At 47.4% G+C, this 24,133-nt stretch carries 19 protein-coding genes; 9 read left to right on the plus strand and 10 right to left on the minus strand.

Translation table 11 applies throughout. From position 1 onward, the window contains the following. Positions 1-8: 8 nt before the first annotated feature. The 4 genes from ACLVWR_RS03310 to ACLVWR_RS03325 all read right to left on the minus strand — a co-directional run bounded on the left by ACLVWR_RS03310 (position 9) and on the right by ACLVWR_RS03325 (position 7,192). Positions 9-4,910: a beta strand repeat-containing protein gene (locus tag ACLVWR_RS03310; RefSeq protein WP_413582505.1), complete on the minus strand. Its 4,902-nt coding sequence runs from the start codon at positions 4,908-4,910 to the stop codon at positions 9-11. Positions 4,911-5,137: 227 nt separating this feature from the next. Next, positions 5,138-5,494, minus strand: coding sequence for a hypothetical protein (locus ACLVWR_RS03315; protein ID WP_413582506.1), 357 nt, complete (start codon positions 5,492-5,494; stop codon positions 5,138-5,140). Positions 5,495-5,618: 124 nt separating this feature from the next. After that, positions 5,619-6,380 carry a DUF4423 domain-containing protein gene (locus ACLVWR_RS03320; protein WP_413582507.1) on the minus strand — a complete coding sequence of 254 codons (762 nt, stop codon included), beginning with the start codon at positions 6,378-6,380 and terminating at the stop codon, positions 5,619-5,621. A 35-nt stretch (positions 6,381-6,415) separates the two neighbouring features. After that, entirely contained in the window at positions 6,416-7,192 is a 777-nt protein-coding gene (locus tag ACLVWR_RS03325; protein WP_413582508.1) for a TIGR02147 family protein, read from the minus strand. A 194-nt stretch (positions 7,193-7,386) separates the two neighbouring features. Here ACLVWR_RS03325 and ACLVWR_RS03330 point away from each other — a divergent pair, with 194 nt between their 5' ends. Then, positions 7,387-8,883, plus strand: coding sequence for a serine/threonine protein kinase (locus tag ACLVWR_RS03330; RefSeq protein WP_413582509.1), 1,497 nt, complete (start codon positions 7,387-7,389; stop codon positions 8,881-8,883). Between the two features lie 43 nt (positions 8,884-8,926). Here ACLVWR_RS03330 and ACLVWR_RS03335 read toward each other — a convergent pair whose 3' ends face one another. Genes ACLVWR_RS03335 through ACLVWR_RS03345 form a run of 3 tightly spaced genes read right to left on the minus strand, consistent with a single transcriptional unit; the run spans position 8,927 to position 10,249 of the window. Beyond that, a complete protein-coding gene (locus ACLVWR_RS03335; RefSeq protein ID WP_413582510.1) occupies positions 8,927-9,286 on the minus strand; it encodes a cupin domain-containing protein in 360 nt (119 codons plus the stop codon). Then, on the minus strand, positions 9,283-9,834 hold the full coding sequence (locus ACLVWR_RS03340; RefSeq protein ID WP_413582511.1) for a GNAT family N-acetyltransferase: 552 nt from the start codon (positions 9,832-9,834) through the stop codon (positions 9,283-9,285). Before ACLVWR_RS03340 ends, ACLVWR_RS03335 begins: the two co-directional genes overlap by 4 nt. Continuing rightward, positions 9,827-10,249: a hypothetical protein gene (locus ACLVWR_RS03345; RefSeq protein ID WP_413582512.1), complete on the minus strand. Its 423-nt coding sequence runs from the start codon at positions 10,247-10,249 to the stop codon at positions 9,827-9,829. The genes ACLVWR_RS03340 and ACLVWR_RS03345 overlap by 8 nt, the downstream gene beginning before the upstream one ends. Before the next feature lie 102 nt (positions 10,250-10,351). Between ACLVWR_RS03345 and ACLVWR_RS03350 the strand changes: the two genes are divergently transcribed. Further along, positions 10,352-11,236: a LysR family transcriptional regulator gene (locus ACLVWR_RS03350; RefSeq protein ID WP_413582513.1), complete on the plus strand. Its 885-nt coding sequence runs from the start codon at positions 10,352-10,354 to the stop codon at positions 11,234-11,236. Positions 11,237-11,240: 4 nt separating this feature from the next. Here the strand turns inward: ACLVWR_RS03350 and ACLVWR_RS03355 are convergent, their stop codons facing one another. From ACLVWR_RS03355 to ACLVWR_RS03365, 3 genes are all read right to left on the minus strand, one after another. Further along, positions 11,241-11,747, minus strand: coding sequence for a DUF1993 domain-containing protein (locus tag ACLVWR_RS03355; protein WP_413582514.1), 507 nt, complete (start codon positions 11,745-11,747; stop codon positions 11,241-11,243). Positions 11,748-11,819: 72 nt separating this feature from the next. Continuing rightward, entirely contained in the window at positions 11,820-12,752 is a 933-nt protein-coding gene (locus ACLVWR_RS03360; RefSeq protein WP_413582515.1) for a diguanylate cyclase, read from the minus strand. Between the two features lie 92 nt (positions 12,753-12,844). After that, on the minus strand, positions 12,845-14,170 hold the full coding sequence (locus tag ACLVWR_RS03365; RefSeq protein ID WP_413582516.1) for a carbohydrate porin: 1,326 nt from the start codon (positions 14,168-14,170) through the stop codon (positions 12,845-12,847). 93 nt (positions 14,171-14,263) lie between these two features. Here ACLVWR_RS03365 and ACLVWR_RS03370 point away from each other — a divergent pair, with 93 nt between their 5' ends. The 7 genes from ACLVWR_RS03370 to ACLVWR_RS03400 all read left to right on the plus strand — a co-directional run bounded on the left by ACLVWR_RS03370 (position 14,264) and on the right by ACLVWR_RS03400 (position 24,117). Further along, entirely contained in the window at positions 14,264-16,951 is a 2,688-nt protein-coding gene (locus tag ACLVWR_RS03370; RefSeq protein ID WP_413582517.1) for an alpha-1,6-glucosidase domain-containing protein, read from the plus strand. After that, positions 16,951-19,149 (plus strand): extracellular solute-binding protein, encoded by a 2,199-nt coding sequence (locus tag ACLVWR_RS03375; RefSeq protein ID WP_413582518.1) that lies wholly within the window; start codon positions 16,951-16,953, stop codon positions 19,147-19,149. Before ACLVWR_RS03370 ends, ACLVWR_RS03375 begins: the two co-directional genes overlap by 1 nt. Continuing rightward, positions 19,149-19,967 (plus strand): sugar ABC transporter permease, encoded by an 819-nt coding sequence (locus ACLVWR_RS03380; protein ID WP_413575750.1) that lies wholly within the window; start codon positions 19,149-19,151, stop codon positions 19,965-19,967. Before ACLVWR_RS03375 ends, ACLVWR_RS03380 begins: the two co-directional genes overlap by 1 nt. A 6-nt stretch (positions 19,968-19,973) precedes the next feature. After that, a complete protein-coding gene (locus tag ACLVWR_RS03385) occupies positions 19,974-21,017 on the plus strand; it encodes an ABC transporter ATP-binding protein (RefSeq protein WP_413582519.1) in 1,044 nt (347 codons plus the stop codon). Positions 21,018-21,025: 8 nt separating this feature from the next. Next, positions 21,026-22,471, plus strand: coding sequence for an alpha-amylase (locus tag ACLVWR_RS03390; protein WP_413582520.1), 1,446 nt, complete (start codon positions 21,026-21,028; stop codon positions 22,469-22,471). 7 nt (positions 22,472-22,478) lie between these two features. Further along, a complete protein-coding gene (locus tag ACLVWR_RS03395) occupies positions 22,479-23,450 on the plus strand; it encodes an ROK family protein (protein ID WP_413582521.1) in 972 nt (323 codons plus the stop codon). A 145-nt stretch (positions 23,451-23,595) separates the two neighbouring features. Next, the gene (locus ACLVWR_RS03400; protein ID WP_413582522.1) at positions 23,596-24,117 is read left to right on the plus strand and encodes a hemerythrin domain-containing protein; all 522 of its coding nucleotides are present in this window, start codon (positions 23,596-23,598) and stop codon (positions 24,115-24,117) included. The last annotated feature ends 16 nt before the right edge of the window (positions 24,118-24,133 follow it).

Below are 24,133 nucleotides of genomic sequence, written 5' to 3' on the forward strand. Positions count from 1 at the left end.
TCATTTAACTATTTCGCGTATCCGCTGCTCCAGTTCACGTAAACTTCATTGCCAATTCGCATGAAGGAATAAACAGCATTTGCACCTGATGGCGCTGCTGCTGCTGGCAAGAAGTAGAAGGCACCAGAACCAGCTGTACCAGACAAAGTATCCGGAGATGTTTGACCGAAGCGGCAGATATTACTTCCGAAAGTTCCTGTCACTGCCAAAGTATAAACACCGCCATCAATCATGTTCGAGAACGTAATTTGCGATGCACAGTTGTTTGTGATGGATTGCGTATTACCTCTAGACCAGTCCACGGCCGATGCTGACCCATTCGCATAGCTTTTACCGCGAATCGAACCCTCAACTGCCAAAGCATCACCGGAAGTCGGCGCGTTCACAGTGACGTTACCCGTGCTGGTTACTGCAACACGAGTTGCATTGTTCGTCTCGATATTCAAACCATAAGCATCATTAGTACCCACAGAAGCTGCTGCACCATATGAATTGCCGCCATTCAATAGCGGCGAGGTGTTACAAGTGATCTCGCCCGAACCATTGAAGGTCACATAGCTATTGACGGCGCAGCTGTATCCAGAAAGACCACCAGTTCCATTCGTCGCAACCAGGCGGTTGTTTGCAAGACCGGTGTTAGCACCCCAATTCACACTGACAGTGCCCGATGTTACAGACAATCCAGAACCCACTTGCATAATACCCTTAGTTGATGCCGTCGCGTCGTTCACAGAAATCACCGGTGTCGTCGTACCCGTCACCACCACTGGGGAAGTACCAGACACACTTGTCACACCACCCGCCGCAGGGCTTGCCCACTTCAAACCACTTGCGGTTGAAGTATCGATTGTCAAAACCTGATCATTCGTTGAACTTGCAGGAAGACGAACACTGTTTGTGCCATCAGATACAACCAAGTCACCCTTTGTCGTCAAAGGAGACAATGCATTGAATGCAGCTGCTTTGGTAGTGGCACCTGTACCACCACTTGCGATTGGAACTGTATTCAAAACGATATCAGAGCCAGAAACTGCCAATGGCGAAGTTACGCCCAAGGTTGTGTATGTGCCCGCACCTGTTCTTTGCACGATGCCGGTGGAAACCAAACCAGTCAGCTCAGTCGCTACGTTCGAACCCCATCTTAGGCCCCCAGTCTGAGCACTGTCAGCAATAAGGACCTGACCGTTTGTACCAACGCTTAATACTTCTGGAGCTGTCGTACTGCGAGTGATTAAGTCACCTTTTGCTGCTAACGGAGACAAGGCCGCGAAACCAGCTGCCGCTGTCGTTTGACCAGTACCACCTTTATTGATTGGCACCGCTGCAGTCAAGTTTGCCGGATCTACGGCAAGACCAGAAGCATTAACACTGACCACACCACCTGCAGTCACTGAAAGGCCAGAACCAATTTGCACGATACCTGTCGTCGTCGTGGTTGCCACATCCACGGAAATCACAGGAGTTGTCGTTCCCGTTGCAACCTGAACTGGCGCCGTACCACTGACGCTTGTTACACCTGTCGCTGGTGCATTGATCCATTGAAGCCCCGTAGCAGTAGAAGAAAGAACCTGTCCATCTGTACCGCGCGCTAGACGTATATTATTAGTGCCATCGTGAGTTACCAGGTCACCACCTGTCGTCAATGGTGAAAGTGCATCATAACCTGCAATTTTTGTTGTGGCACCAGTGCCGCCTCTATTGATAGGCACTGTGAAGTTAATCGAGGAAGCGACGATATTTGTTAAATCAGAACCATCCAGCGCCGGCAACTTACCGCCAGTTTGAACTTGCACAGCCTGACCAACACCCGTACCGAAGTTCACGCTTGCAACTCCTGAAGCAACTGAAATACCTGATGTCGTTGCATTAGTCGCAAATTGAACAATACCTTTTGTGGAATAAGAAGCATCCGCCGGAGCACCACCGGTAGCGTCATCAGCGATCACCCAGCTACCAGACTGGTATTTCAAAATTTTACCATCCGTGATACCCGTCGTATCAACCGTCACACCTTTGATTTTATCAACAGAGGTCGCACCCTGTGTGCCAGATACGTCACCTACTAGATTACCAGTAAAGTTCGCAACCGACGTGATTGCATCAACACTGATGATACCGCCTGCTGTAACTGACAAACCAGTACCGACTTGAACGGCACCGATAGCACTTGTAGTTGCCGGACTGATACTGACGGACTTAGTAGTCGTACCTGTCACAGAAATCGGAGCCGTGCCCGTCACATCAGTGATACTGCCAGTCGGAGCATTGATCCATTGAAGGCCCGTTGCCGTAGAGGAAAGAATCTGACCGTTCGTACCGCGTGCAATACGAACGTTGTTTGTACCATCGTGTGTGACCAGGTCGCCACCTGTCGTCAATGGTGAAAGAGCATTAAAGCCTGTCGTTTGAGTCGTCGCACCCGTACCGCCTCTATTGATAGGCACTGTGAAGTTAATTGAAGACGCCACGATATTAGTCAAAAGAGAACCATCGACCGCTGGCAATTGACTTGTGCCATTCAATTTAACAATTTGATTTGCACCCGTACCTGCATTTACAGAAGCAACACCCGCTGCCACGTTGATACCTGAAGTTGCGGCATTCGTATCAAACTGCAATACACCCTTCACAGTATATGAAGCATCCGCCGGTGCACCACCAGTAGCGTCGTCAGCGATAACCCAGCTACCAGACTGATATTTTAAAATTTTACCATCACCGATACCAGTTGTAACAACTGGCACACCTTTGATTTTATCAACCGCTGTCGCACCTTGGGTGCCACTCACGTCGCCAACCAAGCTACCCGAGAAATTCGTAACAGAAGTCGGCACCGGAAGATTCGTCAATTGCGAACCATCCACCGCTGGTAATCTGGCTGAACCATCAAGAACCACAACTTTGCCCGCTGTCGTACCTGAATCCACCACCAGAGTATTGGAACTTAAAGTTAAGCCCGTTCCGTAAGACAGACCTAAATTAGAACCCGTCACATTTAATGGCGCTGTCGTGCCAAGAGCTGCGTAAGTACCAGCACCTGTTCTTTGCACGATACCTGTGCCAACGATAGTAGTTAAATCAGTTGCCGTCGGAGAAGCCCACTTCATACCAGTGGCCTCAGCGGAATCCGCCGTCAACACCTGGCCATTCGTACCCACAGCAAGAACTGCCGGAGCCGTCGATGTACGAGAGATCAAATCGCCCTTCGCTGCCAATGGCGAAAGTGCCGCAAACGCACCGGCTGCCGTTGAAGCACCCGTACCACCACTTGCAACAGGCAAAATACCTGACAATGAAGACGCTACGATATTTGTTAAAGCGGAACCATCCACAGCTGGAAGTTTGCCTGTACCATCTAATTTTACAATTTGATCAGCACCGGTACCGAAGTTAACTTTCGCAACACCGGAACCATTCACAACCACACCCGAAGTGGCTGCATTGGTATCAAACTGCACAAGACCCGTAACTGAATAGGAAGCCACACCTGGCGCGCCACCCGTATTATCGTCACCCAAGACCCATTTACCACCAGAAGCCGTGTCGTACTTCAACACTTTTCCAGTCGCGACACCTGTCATGTCAACTGTTTTGCCTCTGATGCCTTCGACAACTGTCACCCCTTGAGTACCCGTTACGTCACCGGCCAAAGAACCAGAGAAGTTTGGAACAGACGCTGGAGTCGGAAGATTTGTAAGTGCAGAACCATCAACTGCTGGAAGTTTGCCAGCACCATCCAGTTTAACGATTTGATTTGCACCAGTACCTGTATTTACTGTCGCAACACCTGCGACAACTGAAACACCAGATGTTGCAGCATCTGTATTAAAGCGCACGATACCTTTTGCTGCATACGAAGAATCGACGACCGTCGAGCCGGAATCATCATCAGCAAAAACCAGATTACCACTGGAATATTTAAGAACTTTGCCTTCGGCCACGCCCGTTGTTACAACCGGATAGCCTTTTACTTTATCGACAACAGTAGCAGATTGCGTTCCAGAAACATCACCAGACAATGAACCTGTGAAATTTGTTGCAGAACCCGCAGTTGTAGCCGTGGTTGCCGTAGTTGCAGTCGTCGCACTGGAAGCCACGATATTGGTCAATGCAGAACCATCCACAGCTGGAAGCTTGCCCGTACCATCAAGTTTTACGATTTGATTTGCGCCCGTACCAAAATTCACTCGTGCCACACCACCAGACACAACGATCCCGGAAGTCGCAGCATCCGTCAAAAATTGAACCAGACCCTTTAAAGTATATGAAGAGTCAATCGCACCTGTTCCAGCTGGTGTATCGCAACTGAATACAGATCCGTTATAAGACAAGAACTCACCAACACCGCAAGTGTCCAGCTCAGTTCTTCTGACATAATCAGTGGCAACCAAACCACCCAAACGTTCCGCCGTCATTGCGTTGGTTGCGTAAGGGACAGAGCGAATTTCAGCAGCTGGTGTTATATGATTCCAAGCACCTGATCCATCAGCAGCAAAATGCACATCCAGGAAACGCTTATCACTGGAAGAAACAAGATGGCTTCCGCCCTCAAGACAACCTACAGTTGCCGCATTATTCATATAATCAGTTACTTTTGCAGATGCATTCGGATAGTTCGCCGCACCACCACCAATTGCCACATCAAACAAACCATCCGTAGAAACCGGCACTAGATCTTTTTGTTCACGATAGATAGTACAGTTCGGATTATTGCCACCAGCCTTGTCCACCATGATGGAAAAGCTGAATGATGCCATTGTAAATCCTGGACTTCCACCAGACGCAGCCGTGATGCGGCCTTGGTAAGAGAAGGTGGATGGTGTCGCATTCCCGATGTTAAATGCGAATAAGGAGGTGAACAAAATCACGATTCGAATTTTACAGAATCTTGAATTAGTAGTCCTTTTCACGCGTCCTCCACAAACATTCCAGAAAGCGACTTTGACTCCATATAATTCGGTGGAATATTGAAATTGCTGAAGAATTCCCAGAATAAAAATGCGAATTTCATTGGGAAACAGTGTGAAGTGCTTAGAATGAGTCGTTAAGAAGTAGTGAAATGATACGCCGATAGGGGTTCCCTAACAGAGTGTTAATGAACCATGATTACGTGAACACAAATGTGAACACTGTTTGATTATTGAAGATCAGCAAAACCTGCAGAAGCCAGCTGAAGGGCGTGACATAGACGTCGACCACTCCCGCTCTGGTGGGGGTTCTGACAGAATAAATTAAGGCAGGATTCGACCGTGTTCTGATCCAGAGATGAAACTTGTGAACATGTTTGCTTGGTTTCAGCCAAAAGTTTTTGGGCTGATGAATCCGAACTTTCAGTTGCCGGTGATACCGAAGTCAGATCGATGGAACTGTCAGCAACAAATACGGATGTTCCACCCAGCAAATCCTCTGTGCCCAGCTTTGCGCAGTTTTGAAATCCCATCATCACTATCGGTGTTCCAAGAAACACCACCAGTTTACTGAAAGAAATCCGCATCGCCCCTCCTGCCATGAACTCCCCATGCAAAATCAGGACATAGCGAAAATTCCGGTTTACTAAATCAGGTTTGAATTGAACTGTTTATATTTTGAAAATTGCGCATTCCCTAAACAGGAAGATCTCATGATCCTTGAGTTTCAGATTGAGACTCGCTGACGTCAGTCAGCGGATACAACTGAATGGATAGATTGTACACCTGAGTTTTCGGGCCATCTTCCAACAACAGGCAAAGCTTGCGGCGGAACTGTGTGATCACTTGCTTGGCTTCCTCAAACTTCTCCACGTTAATGGGCATCGTGATGGTTGTGAAATTGCGCTTTGTCGGTGGCACTGAATACAGCACTTCCGTTGTTTTTCGCAAATTTGCAGCATGCCCTTCCACAATGACGGATCTTGGAATATCTGTGGTTGTTGTGAACTGTTCAGGCACACGCAGCCATCGGTCATTTTTCTTTTTGATAATTTTCAATGATTCCAGAAGCTGAAGACATTCATCGATCTTCTCTTCCGACAATGCCAGGCGCTTTGCCATCCAAGGAGTGGAGCTGTCGAAATCATCGGTCTTCATCAGGTTCAAAATCGCATAGGGCTCCCAGCTGGTAACCATGCGCATTTCCTGCTCTTCCAAAATCTTTTGTGACGTCATCCGTTTGGCACGAACGCTGACAAACCCGGATAAAACAGCCTGTTCTTCCTGAGTCAGGTTCAAACCATAAGAAATTTTATTGGAATAGTGATCACTTAAAGGGCGACGTTCATGAAAGATCTCGTTCAAACGACCGGGAGAGATACCCGCTTTTTGCGCGAGAGCACGCATTGAAAAACGGGCGTTCTTCTTTTGCATCTCTTCTAGTTTGGCGCTCAAAAACTTGTTTAAAGTCATAGGTGTCCCTTGAGGGGACACCATAGCTTATCGAATTAAACTTTATCAAGTTCGACGCGCGGCACCTGATGCAGATTCGCTCCAGATGACGATTTCGCAACGTCTTTGGATACGGACAATGGGAACATTTGAATATTCAGGGAGTATACTTCGCTCTGGGTTCCCTGCTGCAAAAGACGCAGGATTCTTCCGCGAAAGCGCTCAATCATACGCTCTGCCACCGGGATTTGTTGAGGATTGATAGTCAGGGTTACCCCTGTATAACTGGAGTTCATCTCCAGGTCCATCGCCTGACTGGCCTTTTCAAGGTATTTTTTATAGTGTGTACGTCCCTCTTCACCAGCGCACTCATAGGATGTGATCAAGCGACGATGAACAATTTCCAAACCACGTTCTTCCTGACGGACCAACTCCATCTTTTCCAAGTTAGCCAGGGCTTGCTCCACTGCTTCTGGTGTCAGCGCCAGACGCTCAGAAATCCAGTTTACATCGTCATTGCCATTGGAAATTCTTAGTAGATTCAAAATAGCGAATTCTTCCCAGCCGCCCATGATGGCATTGCTCTTCACTCCAACTACACGGTCAGAACTGAAGCGACGGGACGTTACAGAAATATAGGATCTCAATTGCTGGCGTTCATCCTGATTTAACCCCAATCCCGTCGAGATTTTTTCAAAATAGAACTCTGACAAAGGGCGCTTGCCGCGAATCAATTCACTCAATCGCCCCGGAGTGATACCGATTTTATACGCAACCATACGCAAAGAAATGCGTCGATTGGTTCTACGTAGTTCTTCAAATTTGTTCATCATGAATTCTGTAATAGTCTGGTTTTGCATGAAAACATTATTGTGTACCTGAACAATATTATCCAGAGATCCCGAGGGCTTACACCTACTTACCGCTCCCTCAATTTTAACACGGGAACAACGTTTCTAATTATGGAACACTTTTTAATCCAGTCGAAGTCATGAGCATTCACTAAAAAACCGAATAGAATTCACAGATGAAGACACCTAAAAGAATCGGCCCATATCAAATCATACATCGTATCGCCGAAGGCGGTATGGCCGAAGTTCATTTGGGAAAATCAGAGTCACGATTCGGTGTCAGCAAACTTGTGGCAATTAAAACCACGCTGCCTGATTCAACCAACGCCGAGATGTTCAAAGAAATGTTTTTCAAAGAGATTCGCGTCAGTGCGAATTTGAATCACCAGAACATCGTAAAAATCTATGATTTCGGAGAGTCAGAGAATCGTGCCTTCATGGTGATGGAATACATCCATGGAGTGACGCTAAGGGATTTGCTCTCCTATCACCGCGATAAGGAAGAACCTCTTAATACGCAGTTTGTCCTTTATATAGTTCATCAGGTGGCTTTGGCCCTGGCCTATGCTTATCAATCAGTGGATCCCCAAACAGGTTCGCCATTACGTCTGATTCACCGGGATATCAGCCCCCACAATATTTTGATTTCTTTTGAGGGCGAAGTAAAAATCATCGACTTCGGAATCGCCAAGGGAAATTCCGAAGAGGCACTGACTCAAGTGGGACAGACCAAGGGGAAAGTCGCTTACATGAGTCCCGAACAAGTCAGCGGCGAGCCTCTGGATAACCGCACTGATATTTTCTCGTTGGGAATCGTGTTCTGGGAGATGCTGGCAAATGCGCGCTTCTTTGGCGGCTCCACTGTTGGCGAAGTTAAAAAATCCATTCGCATGTACGATGTGATGAATCTTCCCACGGCGGTGATTAAAGATCGCAGCGTGGAACTTCTAAATGTACTGCCCGTGATGCTTCATCATGATAAGCGTTCGCGCGCTGAAGACGCTGGCGAAGTGGCTCGTCAAATCGGAACTTTGCTATCAACCAAGCATCCTGATTTTTCAGCTTTGGCACTGGCGGATTATCTTAAACAGGTCTTCGCTGTAACCTACAATGATACGTTGGAAAAAATCCGTCAGTTTGTGATTGAAGACGACAAAACCATGACCATCAGCACGACCACGACGGCCGAAGAAGTGTTGTCGATGCTGACTCATAAGACGATCACAGACCCGGCACTGGCTTTAAAGAAAACTTACGTGCCCCCGCCTCCCCAGCACAAATTGCCGGGGATGACTATCGAGGGTGCAGCCAAAAAGAATCCGCAGATTTCATTCGATGGATTTTCCAAGCAGATTTCCGAAGGACCCGCATTCAAAAATTTTGTAAGTGTGGCCGTAGCCGTTGCGTTCCTGTGGACAGCTGTATTGATGATCGGCAAAGACACTCCGGAAACAGCACCACCGAAAATCGTGGCGCAGGTGCCATTATTGACTCCGATTCAGCCGCGCAGAGTTGCACCGCAACCAGTGCTGCCTGCACCACCAAGTCCATTCAAAAAACCACCGACATATCGTGTGGGCCAAAAGAAAACCGTGAAGAAAAATCGACTGCCATCATCGACAAAATCGGTGAACAAAAAATCCCAGCCGCAACAACGCACTTACCGAAAATAACAATCCCGCAATTTCCACACCCGCTACGGGTGCGGCAGCGCACCTAAAAGGAATCTTCCGGATGCCATGCGGGACCGGTGGCAAGAACGCATTCCAAAGGCTCGCTTCCAAGGTTAATTACGGTATGCGTTTCTCCGGGTTGTACAAAAACGCAGTCACCGGCTTTGACTTCAAAACGCCTCCCATCAATTTCCATTATTCCTGAACCGCTGATAACCAAAAAGGATTCTTCGGCGACTTTGTGGGAATGGGGATCCGAAGACAAACCTGGAAGAATAGTCACCACCGCTAATGAGTGATGTTTGGAATTGCCATGCTTTTCCTTGCGGCCCGTATATTGCCGAACTATCTCATTTTTTGATGCATAGAATGGCTGAACATCTTCTTTACGGAACAGCTTCATAGGCACCTCGCTGGATTTACAATGGAAAACAGCACTGCATCCTGAGAGCCCACAGGAAAGGACCCTTCCAGAAAATCATGCTTGAATGTCATTCCGACATTTATCATAACTTGCTGAGAGCGCAGGTTTGCCTTCATGGCTTGGGCACAGACTTCCTTTGCTCCATATTGTTCAAAGGCTATCTGCACGAGTGCTTTTGACACCTCTGTCGCATAGCCTTTACCCCAGAACTTTCTTTTAAGTCTGTAGCCAATAAAAAGTCTTTCAAGATTCTCGGGCTCTTGTCGTGATGGGAAAAGATGGAACCAGCCGGCAAATTGATACGATTCTTTTTCTATCGCAGCCCAAACCCCATACTTGCCATTACTGTCTTTCAATTGCTGAGACACCCGATTCATAAATCTCTGTATGTCCTCTTTGCTGGATGTCGCTCCATTCGTCAGATATTTCATCACTTCGGGATCACTATCGAGATCTAGAAGCTCCCTTTCATCGGTAGCTATAAATTCTCTGAGACTGATTCTTTCAGTTTCAATAAAACTATTCACAGACAAGCTCACTCTCCTTGTTATGAGATTCCCTGACTTCGCCGATTCGAAAATTTATGCGCTGTCCATTTTCGTCAATTAGCCAGGCGGATTCAAATTTAAGAGTGACAGAGTCACAGCTGAAGCCCGTTGTGGGCCCTTCGAATACTGTTGAGGAAAAATAGTCTGAAACGCCTTCAGCGGAGGTAGTACCGATGACTGCGTTATTTTTTGTAAGATAGACGACAGCCGTTTGCCCCTGCTCGCTGTAAATACGCCCGGGCACAAAATAGAAGGATTTATATTCACCTAAGTCTACAACGGCGGCGGGAAACATGCCTTTGTCTTTTGGGCACCACTCGGCAGCAACAGCAGCAAGAGAAAGAATTAAGGCCGCAAACAAAACCGTTACAAATCTAAGAATGCTTGTAGTCATAAAATCTCCCTTTTTATGTGTTGGCTAAATTCATCCCATGAAAAATGGATATTAATAACGAATATTATTTCATATTTTATATTCCTTTTGTTATATATCCCCATGCCAAAAATTCCCGTTTACCTTATCGAAGCCTTCATAACGTTTTGCCAAACGCAAAATATCCAAGCTGCCGCCATTAAACTTGGTATTTCACAACCGGCACTTTCAAAGCAACTGATGGCCTTAGAGCAAATGCTGCCACAGCCGATCTTCACTTTTCAGGGACGCAAGAAAGTCCTTACAGCTTTCGGTGAAGAGCTTCAGGTGCATTTACAAGAACGCCTTATGGGACTACAGGAAATTATTGAGCAAGCGGCATTGAACCATTCCGATCCCTCTAAATCCTTTGTACGAATTGCTTCTCGTCGGGAAATTTTGGATCGTTTTGCAGACCGTTTAAAGTTTCCTGGGGCCATTCAGTTTATTGAATCTTCAAATTCGCCCACCATAGCTGGAATTCTTAACCGCACTCTTGATTTTGGCATTGTCCATCAGGTTCCAGACTCAAGTGAGTTGGTGGCCCGACCTCTATTCAAGGATCACTTTATGCTGGTGATTCCAAAACGAATGATGAAGACACCGCCTGCGAAAACCAAAGATCTTTGGAATGAACTAAGCCGTCTTCCATGCATCTGCTATAAAAAGCCCGATGAAATTTTGGAACAAATCAGCGCTGCGAATGATGTCAGCTTTAAAAATTTGAATGTCGTGCGTGTTACTGCAAACTATCTTAGTGTTGCTAAGTTGGTTAATGCAGGGATGGGCTGGTCCGCCATTCCCACCCACGTTTCCACGATCAGCTCCAATGTGCACATCATCCCCGTGCCCTTAAAAACATTCCCGCCGCGACAGTTTTATGGTGTCTTCCGTCCGGAATTAAAAAACGCAGCCTGGCTGCGTCTTTTATTTAGCGATTTAAATAGTTGTTTTGAGGATCAGAAGTAAGCAATTACTTTTTAAAAGGCATCGGTCCCAAGTAGTCTTTCTTACCAACTTCAACACCATTGTGGCGAAGGATTGAGTAAGCTGTCGTTACGTGGAAATAAAGATTCGGCAAAGCGTGATGAGAAATGAACTCTGCACCAGTCACCCACTGACCTTCCCAACGAGGAGTCGTGATTTTTTTTGTTTCAGAATCTTTGAAATCAGCTGCAGACAAAGACTCCAAATATTGAATCGTGCTTTTGATTCTTTCCTGGAAATCAGCGTAAGTTTTCTCAGTGTCAGGATGTGTGGGTGCTGTTTTTTCAGTTAAACGGAAAGCCGCAAGCTTCGCGGTATCACAGGCAATTTGAATTTGGCGAGCCAAAGGAAATTGATCCGGAGCCAGGCGAGAGTTCAACAGAACATCCATATCGATTTTCTTAGACTCGGCAAACTTCGCGCCTTTTTCCAGGACGTTTTCCAGATTGTGAAGTGTTTTAATAAAATACGGGACTGTGATTTCATAAAGCATGGCTACCTCCAAAGGTAGCCACATTTAAACGAAACTTTCACGAAGTTACAACCGTGTGGACAAGGCGTTAAGTTACGGAGCGACTGTGACTTTGTTTCTGCCGCCTTGTTTGGACTGATACAAAGCTTTGTCTGCACGGTCGTAAAGCTGAGTCCACTCGGTCTCTGCCGCGTATTTCGTGGCAACGCCGACTGAAATCGTGACCGGAATCTTTTTGCCTTCAAATACAAATTCGCTGGTTTCGATGGTGTGACGAATACGCTCACCAACTTCAGCTGCTACTTTGGCGTTGGAGCCTGAAAGAAGCAGAACGAATTCCTCACCACCGTAGCGGGAAAAGAAGTCATTCGCACGGATCAGTTTCATGATCACAATTCGGCACAGTTCTTTAAGAACATAGTCGCCGCCTGGATGCCCGTATCCGTCATTGATTTTTTTGAAATGGTCGATATCGAAAGTCACCAGGCTCAACGGTTCATTCAGAACTTCTGAACGCTTCATAGCCTCGGGGCCTTTTTCGATCAATGCACCTTTAGAGTGAGCACCCGTCAAAGCATCTTTTTGCGCACGCTCGTAAAGTGCGGAAGTACTCATCGCTTCCAAGCTGCCTTTTTCCAGGAACTTGAAAATCACGTTGCCCGTTTTGATCTGGTCATTGTTTTTTAGTAAACACGAAGCCAGTGCCGGAATCGTCTGACCGTTCACCACGGTTTTGTTGGTGGATCCCAAATCGATGATGGAAACCTCACTGCCATTCACTGCGAATTTCGCATGAGAGCGACTTAAGCTTTTATCGTCGATGTAAACCTGGCTCTCGACAGAACGACCGATAGTGATGTCACTTGCCGTGATCGGATATTGTTTTCCCACGTAGCCCGGAGGCCCGATCAAAACTAGAATTGCTGGAGGAACTTCATCCGCCTCGCGCAATCTTCCTTTGAAGGTGTCACTCGCAACTATACTGGTTTTTTCTAAATTATCAGAAGAATCGTCATTGTTAACCATAAGGACGATTATAAGGAAGGGACCATGGCGTGACAATGAACCAAAAAAACCCCGACTTTCGATCGGGGTTTTTGTTTCAAATTAGAACTAAATTAAAACCAAACTTCGTATTGGTAGCCGACATTGAAACCGGCGTTTTTGTCCGCGAAGGTCGGAGCAGCGCCACCAATGTAATCGTCCCCCTTATTGGCATCATTCCAAAAAGAATAAGATGCGTAAGCTCTCATCACAGGACGCCCCCACATGCTTTTCGCAAAGGACAATTGAGGAGCGATGGCAACACGACCCAATTCACGAGCACCCACTCCTTCGGATTCATCCTCATAACGATTGTAACCCGTCTCAAAGGCCAGCTGAAAACGGTCCGTGAAATAGTAAATCGGGCGCACACCGATGGCTTGCCATTGAACTTTGTTATTTTCAGATTTGCCGTTGCTTCCGTAGTTCGCGGCCAGACCGAACATGACAGCCCAATTGTCTGTAACATCCATCGTCCAATCTTCAATGGCGCGAAGGTTCCATGCTTTGTTTTGCGCAAGAGCATTTGGATCCGCAGAGTTTACAGCACTATTCCCATAGACATTGAATCCATTCATCGCCCCTTGACCAAACTCAAGAACCGCTTTGTTGTATCCCGAAAATGCCGGGCCTTCCAATTTTGTCGCCAGAACATATCCATTCGTTGCCTCAAATGTTGCGACCGGAGTGGCGGTTGTATCTGTGCTGCCTTTGGCCCATGCATACACACCCCAAAAACTAAGTTTTTGTTCAGCAAATACCGGAATGGATGAGTAACGGAAGTCCCAGATATTCAAAACCGGGCGCCCCACAGAAGTGGTATTGAAATCTTCATTCGCCTGAATCAAGTTTGCGATGGCCAGTTTACCCGGTCCAACAGGAATAGCTTCCAAGCCGGCACCGACACCCGCCATCTCGCCATAATAGTACCAGTCGAAGATGAACAAATCGACGTCACGGTAGAATCTTTTCCCCACCCAGTATTCAATCGGGCTGCCATCAAAACCACCGGCTTTTACATAAGCTTCGATTTCAGATTTTGGAATCGAAACCGTGGCCGTCGGATTGGTCCCTGAAGTATCTATAGTCTGTTTGCCTGACTCCCATTGACGCAAGCCCTCAGAACTATATGCATAGCGTAGTTGCGTTCTGAAAAATGAGGGATCGGCCTCAGTGGCTTTTTTGTGATGAAAAACGAACCCTAATTCCGTGTAGAAGTCGCATTCATTTCCTAAACGCAGGAAATTACCGGGCAAATTTCTGTTACGGAAGCACTCCATTTTGCCCCCCTCTTGGTTGACCCCAGTCCCACCACGAAGATAGGTCGTAAAGTCCGCCTCCAGAGCATGCGCGTTAAAAGTCGCGAGCAAAATCGTAAGAACCCAAAAGATTTTTTTCATACACCATTCCTTGAAAAACCCGAGGCTTACCCATAAAGTCCCGCCCTGGCCAGAACTTATGCGTGGAATTAGCAAAAAAAATTAGGGGATGCTTTGCTAGATCGAACCTTCAAGAAACTCAGTGCTTTATTTTTTGCTATGGCGATTTCGTTGCTTATTGGCGGTACCGCCGTGGCGGCAACAGCACCTGCGCGCGCGCAATGGCTGAACTCCCAAAAGATGTTGGTTAAGCTTCCGCAGGGTTTGCGTGTCGCCGACAACATGATGTTTCAACTGGCCAATTCAGAAATTAATTTCAAAGATGTTTCGCGCACTTATCCCCTTCCGGTGCTGCAACGCCAGGATAACTACGCGGTGGTCAGCACGGCGTCCCTGAATCGTCAGATCATTGAAGAGTTGATCCATCGCCCGCTGAAGGTTTTCGTAACCAACGATAAGAACCAACTTTTAGATTCAACCGCAATACAGTACGCCGGATTGCTGGACGAGCTTTACGCTTATCGCGGCAACGATCTGGGATTGACGAATCAAGGCGCGCAGTTTCAGTTGAAACTTTGGGCACCAACTGCTTACAGCGTGCGAGTTGCATTGTTTGCGTCGCCGACATCGCTTCAATCAGATGTCGTATTAGTTCCAACTTATCAGAACGGTCTTTGGACGACATTAATCCCCCGCCAGTATCAAAATTATTACTACCTGTATGAAGTCAGTGTTTACCATCCGCTGACCGATCGCATGGAAACTTCCCTGGTCACTGATCCTTACAGCCTGAGTCTTGCAATGAACGGGGCAAAATCTCAACTGGTTGATTTGGAGAGCGCCGAATCAAAACCATATGGATGGGATAACCTAACAAAACCTTATCTGAACTCTTTCAAAGACATAACAATCTACGAATTGCACATCCGCGACTTCAGCGCGAACGACGAAAGCATTCCTTTCGTTTATCGCGGGACTTACGACGCCTTTGCGCAAACGAACGGACACGGCTCGCAGTATCTGAAATCCCTGGCAGATGCGGGTCTTACACATTTACATTTGTTGCCTTTCAATGACATCGGTTCTGTAAATGAAAACCGCGCCAGCTGGGAGTCCATCAGTTCATCGACTTCAAATCTGCAGGATGCCCAAGGGGCTTTGGCACAAATTCGTGCCCGCGATGCTTTCAACTGGGGCTATGACCCGGTTCACTTCTTTGTTCCTGATGGCAGTTACGCGATGGATGCCCATGGTCTTTCCCGAGTACGCGAAACCCGCACGATGGTTCAAGCCATCAACAATCTGGGCCTGCGTGTGGTGCAGGATGTGGTTTTCAATCACACCTACGAAAATGGCCTAAGTGCTTTTTCTGTCTTCGACAAAATCGTGCCGCTTTACTATTACCGTCTGACTGATGAAGGTTATACTTACAACAGCTCTTGCTGTGCCGACACGGCCAGCGAAAACTTCATGATGGAAAAGCTGATCATCGATTCGGTCGTTCATTGGGCGAAGTCCTATAAGATCGATGCTTTCCGTTTTGACCTGATGGCTTTCCACTCTCGCTCAACCATGATGAAAGTAAAGGAAGCTTTGCGCTCTTTGACTTTGCAACGTGACGGCGTCGATGGTTCCCGTATCTATATATATGGTGAAGGCTGGCCGTTTGGTTCCTTCTATCAAAAAAATCCGCAAGAGGCGATGAGCCAGCTGAACGCCTACGGAACCGGCATCGGCTTCTTTAACGATCGCCTGCGTGATGCCGTTCGTGGCGGCACAACCAGTTCTTCTGAAAAATCGGATCAGGGTTTTGCGACGGGTCTGTATTTTGATTTCAATAACGAACCAGCGAACCGCAACACGCCGACTGATTTGAATTTGCAAATGGGTAAATTGCGTCACTTGGGTGATGTAATTAAAGTCGGTCTTGCGGGTAACTTGCGTGACTTCACTTTCCGTGAGCACTACGGAAATGTGATTTACGGCGGAAACCTTATGTATCGCAACAGTCCAGTTGCGACTTCCGCGGAACCGATCGAAACCATCAACTACGTTTCTGCGCATGATGGTTACACTCTTTGGGATGCCGTACAGGCCAAAGCGCCATTCTATTCCTATGGTCGCACACCTGGCACGGCTTCAGCTTCTGAACGCCAGCGCATGCACCAGTTGGCAATGGCGATTCCGATGCTTAGCCAAGGCATTCCATTTATGGAATCCGGCGTGGAACTTCTGCGCTCGAAAAATGGCGATCAGGATTCCTATGACTCCGGCGACTTTTTCAATCGCTTAAATTGGAATGGTACTGACAACTATTGGGGCGAAGGTCTTCCTCCTGCGTGGAAGAATTATGATGACTGGTCTTTCTGGCAACCGCGCCTGCAGGATCCGGCATTAAAAGTGACTCCGCAACTTATTGCGCAAACTTCGAACTACTACAAAGCTCTTCTGCGCCTGCGCCGAAGCAGTCCACTGTTCAAAATGAACAGTCTGGATGAAATCATGAAAGGCCTGGTCTTCATCGACAATGAAGGCACGATTGATCCAGGGTTGATCGCAATGGTTTTGCACGATCAGCGCGAAGCTATTTTAGTTCTGTTCAACAGCTCGAAAAACCCTCGAGTTTTCTCTCACAAAGTTCTGAGCTACAACTGGGGTTACGACCCTTCGTTTGGACCGAACGTGGATCCTGCGCTTGCGCAAGTGATTCTGAATCGGCAGCAGTCCCAGATCCAAATTCCAGGTGTCACGACTGTCGTGCTTCGCCTGAACAAGGGATCTTCGTTCAAAGGTGTTAATTAATGCGCTATTACCTGTTTCTTTTGATTACATTTTGCTCGATGGCGGCTCAGGCCGACAAAGTCAGAATTCACGTCTGGCATCAGATGATCTATGGTCATCGCGTGGTGCTTGCCGAAGTCCTTAAGGAATTTGAAAAACAAAATCCTGATATCATCGTTCAATCCACGTACCGTGAAACTGAAGAACTGCGCAGCGGTTATCAGTCTGCCGCTATGGGCGGCTCCGGTCCCGAGCTGGTTTATGGTCCTTCAGATCAAATCGGTCCCTTCGCCACAATGGGCATCATTCGTCCACTTGATACCATTCTAGGTGAAAACTATTTCAAGCAATTCGATCCATTGGCAGCACCCACTTATGATGGCAAACACTTTGCCATTGGTGATTCCGTCGGAAATCACCTGATGCTGATCTATAATAAAAAACTTTTGCCTACTGCGCCGAAAAGTTCTGATGAACTGATCGAAATGGGCAAACGCATGACCGTCGACAAAAACAAAGACGGCAGAATCGATCAATGGGGATTGGTATTTAATTATACAGAGCCATTTTTCTTTGCCCCGTTCATCCCGGCCTTTGGCGACGATTTCATCAAGAACGATGTTAAGCCAAATCTGAACACGGCGGCCCTAGCGAATACTTTCCAGTTCATTCTGGATTTGCGCGACAAATATAAAATCATTCCTAAAGAGTGTGACTACGAAACTGCGAACGCCCTTTTCAAAGACGGCAAAGCTGCGATGCTCATCAACGGTGACTGGTCCTGGGGTGACTACAAGGAAGCCAAAGTTGATTTCGGTATCGCCCGTATTCCGATGATCTCTGGCACTGGCAAATGGCCGGCATCTTTGGTGGGAACCAAAGGTTATTCTTTGAATGTGAACATGAAGTCGCCACAGCACGAAGAAGCGGCGATTAAACTTCTTCGCTATCTGACTTCAACCGCAGTTCAATTGCAGTTTGCGGAAAAAGTGGGAACTCTTCCTTCCAATCTTGAAGCTCGCAATGCGGAAGTGGTTAAAAACAATCCTCTACTTAAAATTTCTGCCGACATTATGGAAGTGGGCCATCCAATGCCTATCGTTCCTGAAGTGCGCGCGATCTGGGACAGTTTGCGCGTTCAATATCAAAAAGTATTGGCAGGAAGCTTAACTCCCGAGGCCGGTGCACAAGGTGCGCAGGTTTTGGCGGAAAAACAAATCTCGGAAATGAACGAGGTAATTCAACCCGATGCGGGTGCTATCGTTATCAAAGTGATTTTTGCTTTGGTGATTTTGATCGTGCTTTGGACGGGTCGCAATTCGTTGCTGGGATTTTTCAAAGGCTTCCAGGGTCCGAATCGTTTTGCCTACTATATGATGCTTCCGGCGTTCATCGGTATCTTTGCGGTGATCGTTTACCCTTTCTTTTATAATATCGCGATTTCGTTTTCGAACTTCTCGCTGCGCACGTTCCAGGATTGGTCGCTGGTGGGCTTTACTCACTATGTGAATGCGCTTTCTGATCCGAAGTTCTATTCCCTGTTTTTGAAAACCATCATCTGGACCGTATCGAATGTTTTCTTTCACGTGACTCTGGGAGTATTCCTGGCGGTGGTGATTGATTCCGTGATGCCGTTCAAAGGTTTCTGGCGTGCTCTTTTGATCATCCCATGGGCGGTGCCTCAATACATCACCGCTTTGACCTGGAGAGCGATGTTCAATCAGGAATACGGGCCGATTAATATTTTCCTGCAAAACTTCCTGCAACTTTCACCGGTGCAGTGGCTAAGTCAGCCGACCACGGCATTCGTAGCTTGTATCATTACTAACGTGTGGCTGGGCTTCCCGTTCATGATGATCGTGGCGTTGGGCGGATTGCAGTCGATTCCAAATTCACTGTACGAGGCAGCTCGCCTGGACGGCGCCACTTCCTGGCAGCGTTTCCGTCACATCACTTGGCCATTGTTATTGCCGGTGATGGTTCCGGCGGCATTGCTGGGCTCGATCTGGACATTTAATAATTTGAATGTGATCTGGCTGGTTTCCAATGCGGGCGAACCGGGAGATCAAACTCACATCCTGGTCAGTTATGTGTATAAAGCGGCCTTCAACTTGTATCGCTATGGTTATGCCGCGGCGGTGTCTGTTCTGATCTTCCTGATCCTGGTGATCTGGGGACTGGGCATGCTTAAGTCTCAATACCAAAAGGAGACCAAGTAATGGTAAAACGTCTTCTGGCTTGGATCTCGGTTTTATTGTTTGCAGTGTTTTCGCTGTATCCGATTGTCTATGTGATCTCCGTTTCTTTGCGTGGCGACAATGCTTTCCAAACGCAAAGTCTTGAAATTATCGGACCTAACTCCACCATGAAAAACTTTGTTTCCTTGTTTACGGAAACTGACTTTTTGGTGTGGTTGAAAAACTCCCTGATCATCAGTTCTGTCACCACCTTTGCGGGCGTGGCGTTGGCTTCGTGCAGTGCCTATGCATTGTCGCGCTATCGTTTCCGTGGCCGTAACATGATGCTGTTTTCATTGCTAACGACACAGATGTTTCCGGCAACCATGTTGATGCTGCCGTTTTTCATCATCTTGTCGCAATTGCATCTGATCGACAGCTTCTGGGGATTGTTCATCATCTACTCCTCGACCGCCCTGCCGTTTTGTATCTGGCAGATGAAGGCTTACTACGACACCATTCCTCGCGAGCTGGAAGAAGCGGCGTTGCTGGATGGTTGTTCGCGTTGGATGATCTTTACTAAAATTATCCTGCCGATTTCGTCTCCGGCGTTGGTGATCACGGCATTGTTCAGCTTTATGTCCAGCTGGTCTGAATACGTGATCGCTGCCGTGGTCTTGCAGGATCCGCAACTTTATACTTTACCGTTGGGACTTCGTTCCTTCCAGGCAAGTCTTGCGACTCAATGGGGCTTGTATGCCGCCGGTGCCTTGATCGTAAGTATTCCGGTTTTGATTTTGTTCATCAGTATTTCCCGTTATTTGGTTTCCGGTATGACAATGGGAAGCGTGAAGGGTTAAGTGAATATGGCAACTATTGAATTTTCTAACTGCGCAAAAAGTTTTGGTTCTGCAAAAGTTTTAAAAGACATCTCTTTGGATATCGCTGCTGGCGAATTCCTGGTGCTGGTGGGCCCTTCAGGCTGTGGTAAATCCACTTTGCTTCGCACACTTGCGGGTCTTGAAACTTTGGATTCAGGCACTATCAAAGTGGGTGGCAAAGTTATCAATAACGTGGAGCCTCAGGATCGCGATTTGGCGATGGTTTTCCAAAGCTATGCTTTGTACCCGCACATGACTGTTGAAGCGAACATGGGCTTCGGTTTGAAACTAAAAAACCTGGCGGCATCTGAAATCCAAAAACGCGTGAAGGAAATTGCAGACCTTTTGCAGATCTCTCACCTTCTGGCCCGCCGCCCGAAAGAACTTTCCGGTGGTCAACGTCAGCGTGTAGCTTTGGGACGTGCTTTGGCTCGCCAAACTCCGGTAATCTTGTTTGATGAGCCTCTTTCCAACCTGGATGCTCATTTACGCACGCAAATGCGCGTGGAAATCAAACGCCTGCATGAAAATTCCAAGTCCACAATGATCTATGTGACCCATGATCAAATGGAAGCGACTACGATGGGCGATCGCATTGCCGTTCTTAAGGACGGCGTGATCGAGCAAGTGGGAACGCCAACGGACATTTATCACCGTCCAAAAAACATGTTCATCGCAAGTTTCATCGGCTCCCCGGAAATGAATTTCATCGAAGGAAACGTTGTGCGCCGCCTTCCTTGGCCAGAAGCGCAAAAAGCGGATCAGGTTCTGGGAATTCGCCCTGAAAGTTTCAGAATCAATAAAGGCGATCTGAGCGCTCAGGAAATCGCCTTGGGTGATTATACGGTAGAGCTGTCAGAAAACTTAGGTGGCCAACAAATGCTGCATGGCCAATTAGAGGGCCAAAGTGTGAGAATTATTACGGATTCCATGGATAAATTTTCCAAGGGTCAAAAGGTCCCTCTGAAAATTGATCTGACAAAGGCTCACCTGTTTGATAAGAAAACGGGACAAAATCAGAGGCTATAGGAGTCCACGTGTTTTCAAAGCTGCAACGTTCAATCTTACTCCTGACTGTTTTGTTGGGCACAAGTTCAGCGCTTGCAGCTCCTCGTACAGTGTTCGTCCAGCTTTTCGAGTGGCCATGGAGAGACGTTGCGCGCGAGTGTGAAGTTTATCTGGGTCCATCTGGTTTTTCTGCAGTTCAAGTTTCTCCCCCGCACGAACACATCGTTCACAACGGTGCATGGTGGGAGCGCTATCAAGTTATCAGTTATAAATTAGAATCTCGCGGTGGCACAGAAGCTGAATTTGCCGACATGGTAAAACGCTGCAACGCCGCTGGTGTCGACGTTTATGCCGATGCGGTTATCAACCACATGGCGGGCTTCCCTCAAGGTGTCGGCTTTGCCGGGACCAAGTTTACTCACAAAGAATACCCGGGGCTTTATAACGCCGGTGATTTCCATTCTTGTGGTCGCAACGGCAACGACAACATTGTGAACTATCGCGATCTATATGAGCTGCAAAACTGCCAATTGGTGGGCCTTGCAGATTTGGCAACAGGGGCCCCGAAAGTCCAGCAAACGATTGCTAACTATCTGAACCACATGTTGGATTTGGGAGTTTCAGGCTTCCGCATCGACGCTGCCAAACACATCCCTGCCAAAGACATCGCGCAAATCGTGCGTAAGTTGAATCGTCATCCTTATGTTTTTCAGGAAATCATTCATGAAAACGGTGGACCAATCAGCTACAACGAATACTTTGGTGGCGGCGACGTAACTGCTTACGAGTACCCGTTCATCCTTGGTGGCAGCATCAAGTTTGGTGGCCTTGGCAATCTGTTGAACTTTTCCCGAGGTCTTCCCGATAGCGAACACTCTTTGGTGTTCGTAACCAACCATGACCTGGAAAGAACGGGCGATGCAAACATCCTTCGTTATACTGGCGCTGATCACAATGTGTATCGCTTAGCACAGATCTACATGCTGGCGTATCCCTACGGCTATCCGCAGGTTTACTCTGGCTATGACTTCACTTCCTATGACCAGGGCCCGCCCATTGGTCCCGACTTGCGCACCCTGAGTGTTCTATCGAACAACAATACTTGCGTGGCCCCTTGGACTTGCGAGCACCGCCTGCCGGAAGTGGCTGCGATGGTCAATTTCCGCAATTTGACTGATAAGGCGTTCTACGTGACGAACTGGAACACAGACAACGTGAACTTCATTTCGTTCAGTCGTGGCGGCCAGGGATTTGTGGCTTTGAATTTCTCTGCCGGTGCAATCACACGTGAATTGCAAACGAGCCTGCCTGCGGGCAGCTACTGCGACCTGACTGGCCCGTCTTACAGCCGCCAGTTACGCAAGTGCACAGATATGAAATACAACGTCAAATCTGACGGAACTATCACTGTGACCTTGCCTCCGTACTCATCTCTGGTACTTTTGAACCGTGAGCAATTCAAAAACAAAAAATAAAAAATCTATGACGAAAAAAACTTATACCATTGGTTTCGACTTGGGCGGAACCAAGCTGGCTGCAGCTCTTCTGGATAACCACGGAGAGATGCTTGATTTCATCAAAGTTCCTGTCGACATGAAACGCGAGGGCTCTGCCCAAAAAACTCAAAAACGCGTGATCCAAGTCATGGCTGACATCGCACTTGATTTCAAAAAACGCTTCCCCAAAGAAACATCTGCAAGCGTCTTCAAAGGCATCGGCCTGGCGAGTGCAGGACCTTTGAACGCTGAGGAAGGCAAACTTATAAATCCGGTGAATTATCCTGGTTGGAAAGTTGTTCCTATCCGCGACCTGGTCGAAAAGGAAATCGTAAAACACGGTTTTAAAACGAAAGTTTACTTCCAGCACGATGCCACGGCTGCTGCTTTGGCGGAAGGCTGGGTTGGCGGAGCAAAAGGCATGAACTCCTTTGCTGTCGTCACTGTCGGAACAGGTGTGGGCTCTGGGATTATCTTTAACGGTATGCCTTGCCAAAGCCGCGGGATGGGTTCTGAATGCGGTCACTTCGTGGTCGACATGATGGGTTTGAAAAACAATCCTGACAAAATTCACCACTACACTGTTGAAGGCTTGGCTTCTGGAACCGGTCTATTGCGACGGGCGAAAGAAATGGGCTTCACTGGAAACTCTGTCGAGGAGTTGGTGGACACCAAAGATCCTAAATACGGTAAGTTGTATTCAGACATGGCCGTAGCTTTGGCAAGTCTTTGCCATGATCTTTCCCTGTCATTTCATCTGGAAAAAATCTTTATCAGCGGTGGCTTGATCAAAATCAAAGATCTTTACTTCAAAGAAATGAAAACGAACTACTCGAAATTCATTCGCGGGATCAATACCGATCTCGAATGTAAAATCGAAATTGCCAAAACCAAGAATCACGCTGGCGTTTTGGGTGCTGGATATCTTCCGCATCTTTACGGCAAATCTGGTAAATAACATTCCAAAAAATCCACACAGAGGGGCAAAAATCCTCTGTGTTTTTTCATTCAGTCGCTTCTATTGCCCATAGATTTTAGTACAGCGACAAAGCCCGTCAGGACCATCGCTTGCAAAAGCTTCCCTGCAGACGGAGGCGCTTGCGATGGAACAATTAAGCACACGAAAATCCCATCCCTATGACATCGTTCAAATTGTCAAAGATGATCACAGGAATTTGAAAGCCCTCCTAAGCACTCTTAAAGATGACAACGAACCTTACTTAAAAAAACAGGAAGCATTCCAAAAACTCGCACTGCTGCTCGAGGCGCACATCGGTCCCGAGCTGGAAACCTGGTACAAGTGTTTAAAATACGAACACCGGATTACGGTCGAGATATCAGAAGGCGAATTAGAGCATCGCCTGGCCCTGCAGATCTGCAAAGACATGGAGGCAACAACATCCGAGGGATCGTTTATGCTGAAAGCCCGCGTCCTTGCAGAGATGGCACTTCATCAAATCATGGTAGAGGAAAGGGACCTTCTGCCGGAACTTGAAGTGGCCACGACACTCGACAAGCGGATCGAGTTGGGATTGATATACTTGGAAATGCAAAGACACATCGAGGTCCTGCAAAACAGCGAACACCACCTGTATCCGCATTCTTCGCCGGATCAATTGCAGTGAAATAAAAAAGGGAACT

This window comes from Bdellovibrio sp. HCB288, from assembly GCF_047305935.1.
GTDB lineage: Bacteria > Bdellovibrionota > Bdellovibrionia > Bdellovibrionales > Bdellovibrionaceae > Bdellovibrio.

Excerpts from the sequence above, each read along its gene's own strand:
- ACLVWR_RS03335 (WP_413582510.1), bottom strand. The coding sequence starts at position 9,286 with ATGAAGCTGTTCCGTAAAGAAGATGTTCAGCCATTCTATGCATCAAAA.
- ACLVWR_RS03360 (WP_413582515.1), bottom strand. The coding sequence starts at position 12,752 with ATGGTTAACAATGACGATTCTTCTGATAATTTAGAAAAAACCAGTATA.
- ACLVWR_RS03320 (WP_413582507.1), bottom strand. The coding sequence starts at position 6,380 with ATGACTTTAAACAAGTTTTTGAGCGCCAAACTAGAAGAGATGCAAAAG.
- ACLVWR_RS03345 (WP_413582512.1), bottom strand. The coding sequence starts at position 10,249 with ATGACTACAAGCATTCTTAGATTTGTAACGGTTTTGTTTGCGGCCTTA.
- ACLVWR_RS03315 (WP_413582506.1), bottom strand. The coding sequence starts at position 5,494 with ATGCGGATTTCTTTCAGTAAACTGGTGGTGTTTCTTGGAACACCGATA.
- ACLVWR_RS03380 (WP_413575750.1), top strand. The coding sequence starts at position 19,149 with ATGGTAAAACGTCTTCTGGCTTGGATCTCGGTTTTATTGTTTGCAGTG.
- ACLVWR_RS03385 (WP_413582519.1), top strand. The coding sequence starts at position 19,974 with ATGGCAACTATTGAATTTTCTAACTGCGCAAAAAGTTTTGGTTCTGCA.
- ACLVWR_RS03395 (WP_413582521.1), top strand. The coding sequence starts at position 22,479 with ATGACGAAAAAAACTTATACCATTGGTTTCGACTTGGGCGGAACCAAG.
- ACLVWR_RS03350 (WP_413582513.1), top strand. The coding sequence starts at position 10,352 with ATGCCAAAAATTCCCGTTTACCTTATCGAAGCCTTCATAACGTTTTGC.
- ACLVWR_RS03355 (WP_413582514.1), bottom strand. The coding sequence starts at position 11,747 with ATGCTTTATGAAATCACAGTCCCGTATTTTATTAAAACACTTCACAAT.
- ACLVWR_RS03400 (WP_413582522.1), top strand. The coding sequence starts at position 23,596 with ATGGAACAATTAAGCACACGAAAATCCCATCCCTATGACATCGTTCAA.
- ACLVWR_RS03325 (WP_413582508.1), bottom strand. The coding sequence starts at position 7,192 with ATGATGAACAAATTTGAAGAACTACGTAGAACCAATCGACGCATTTCT.
- ACLVWR_RS03375 (WP_413582518.1), top strand. The coding sequence starts at position 16,951 with ATGCGCTATTACCTGTTTCTTTTGATTACATTTTGCTCGATGGCGGCT.
- ACLVWR_RS03365 (WP_413582516.1), bottom strand. The coding sequence starts at position 14,170 with ATGAAAAAAATCTTTTGGGTTCTTACGATTTTGCTCGCGACTTTTAAC.
- ACLVWR_RS03330 (WP_413582509.1), top strand. The coding sequence starts at position 7,387 with ATGAAGACACCTAAAAGAATCGGCCCATATCAAATCATACATCGTATC.